Origin of the sequence: Caballeronia sp. (genome assembly GCF_049581465.1) — a bacterium.
Lineage (GTDB): Bacteria > Pseudomonadota > Gammaproteobacteria > Burkholderiales > Burkholderiaceae > Caballeronia.
Genome location: NZ_JBAUSA010001011.1, coordinates 1 through 2,246 on the forward strand (window position 1 = coordinate 1; position 2,246 = coordinate 2,246).

Annotated in this window: 2 protein-coding genes; both read left to right on the forward strand. The window is 58.1% G+C overall.

Translation table 11 applies throughout. The annotated features are described in order from the left end of the window. Positions 1 to 281: 281 nt before the first annotated feature. A complete protein-coding gene (locus WCA53_RS24735) occupies positions 282 to 1,064 on the forward strand; it encodes a 3-ketoacyl-ACP reductase (protein WP_423916625.1) in 783 nt (260 codons plus the stop codon). 7 nt (positions 1,065 to 1,071) lie between these two features. Further along, positions 1,072 to 2,232 (forward strand): dihydrodipicolinate synthase family protein, encoded by a 1,161-nt coding sequence (locus tag WCA53_RS24740; protein ID WP_423916627.1) that lies wholly within the window; start codon positions 1,072 to 1,074, stop codon positions 2,230 to 2,232. Positions 2,233 to 2,246 lie beyond the last annotated feature (14 nt).

A 2,246-nucleotide genomic window follows, 5' to 3' on the forward strand; every position in this document is an offset into this window, starting at 1 on the left:
GTTTACGACAAGTCGGGTTTGAATCTTGGAGTGGCAATCTACGAAGGGTAAAAATATATAAATATCTGATTTAATTGCGTTTAAGTGTATTTTTCGGTGAGCCGTAGTGCCTCGCAATCTCCATCGGTAAGCTGGTATCCTGGTGAAAACCCTTTTGACACAATCTGTCTTGATGTATTAAATTAAGAACCGAAACGTTACTTAGCTATCATGAAAGCGCCGACGATGGTCCGTGCGGGCTGACTTGAATTCACATCGACGTAACTCAGGAGGAGACACTCATGTCACAACGCCCAATTGCGCTAGTAACGGGCGCCCGAAGGGGAATCGGCCGGGCCATCGCGCTTGAACTTGCAGATGCCGGCTTCGACATCGCGTTGACCGATATGAGTGCATCTGACGAACTCGACAGCGTTTGCCACGCTGTTCGGGGGCGCGGCGCCAAGGCAGCCACATTCGTCTCCGACCTGGCCAGCATTGATACACACGAACGGTTGCTTCAGTCGATCGAGGACGAACTCGGGGCGGTAACGTGTCTTGTCAACAATGCGGGCGTCTCGGTCATGTCGCGCGGCGACCTGCTGGACGTCACGCCCGAAAGCTATGACCGGTGTCTAGACGTCAACACGCGTGGCACGTTCTTTTTGATGCAGGCATTCGGCAAAAGGGCGGAAAAGGCGATGGCGGCCGGACCGTCGGATAGCGTCACCAGATCAATCATTACGATCACGTCGTCTAACGCGATCGCCGCATCGATCCAGCGCGGTGAGTACTGCGTTTCGAAGGCCGGGTTGTCGATGGCAACCACGCTGTTCTCCGTGCGCCTTGCTGATGTCGGAGTCCGCGTTTATGAAGTGCAACCCGGTTTCATCGAAACAGAGATGACATCTCCGTCCAAAGCGCGTTACGACGCGCAAATGGAAAACGGGCTGACCGCAATCAAACGCTGGGGTACACCACAGGAAGTGGCGACTGTGGTGCGGACCCTGGCGACGGACCGTCTTCCCTATAGCGTCGGTCAGGCCATCCGCGTAGACGGTGGCCTGCTCGTTCACAAGTATTGAGCCAATCATGCAAATCAATCTTCCTGGCCTCGACGGCCAAACGCAGGAATATCGCGTCAAGGGCACCCCTCTGGCACCCGTACGCCCCACCAAACCATTCACGCGTATCGCCTACTCTGCGGCGCATGTGGTCGCCGATCCGTTGCGTGCCGGTGAACTGAATCGGCCCTGTGCGATCGACTGGACCCGCACGATCGAATACCGTCGCTATCTGCTCGAGCAGGGTCTTGGCATTGCGGAAGCAATGGACACTGCACAGCGGGGCATGGGGCTTTCATGGCCGCAAGCGCGCGAGCTTGTAGTGCGGACCCTCGCCGAAACGCGAGACATTCCCGGCGCGTTGATCGCGTCAGGCTGTGGCACCGATCACTTGCTGCCCGGCGAAGCAACGTCGTGCGACGACGTGATCCGCGCATACGGGATGCAGATCGAAGACGTGCAGCGTGCTGGAGGCCGCATCATCCTGATGGCGAGCCGGGCATTGGCCCGGGTCGCGCGCAGCGCGAGTGACTACCTCCGCGTGTATCGCGACGTGCTGTCGATGTGCGAGCAGCCAGTGATCCTGCACTGGCTCGGCGAAGCGTTCGATCCTGAACTGGCGGGCTATTGGGGCCACGCAGATTTCGCGGATGCGGCTGACGTATGCCTGGAAGCCATCGAAGCAAGCCGGGCCAAGGTCGACGGCATCAAAATCTCGCTGCTGGATGACGCGAAGGAAATTGTATTCCGGCGCCGTTTGCCGGCCTCGGTCAAGATGTATACGGGCGACGACTTCAACTACCCCGAACTGATCGCAGGTGACGAAGCGGGATACTCGCATGCGCTCCTCGGCATATTCGACGCCATTGCTCCGGCAGCATCCCAGGCCCTGACCGCACTCGCCGAAAATGATCGGGCGCTCTACGATCGGTTACTCGCGCCGACCGTCCCTCTCTCGCGTCATATCTTTCGCGCACCGACCCAGTACTACAAAACCGGCGTTGTATTTCTCGCCTACCTGAACGGGTTCCAGCCTCACAACTTCATGCTGGGTGGTCATCACGGCATGCGTCCGCCAGTCTACCTGGCGGATGTCTTCCGTCTCGCTGACGAAGCAAATCTGCTGCTCGATCCGGAACTCGCGGTTCAACGGATGCGTAATGTGATGGCGACGTTGGGCATCGTCTGACACTCGCAAGGTTA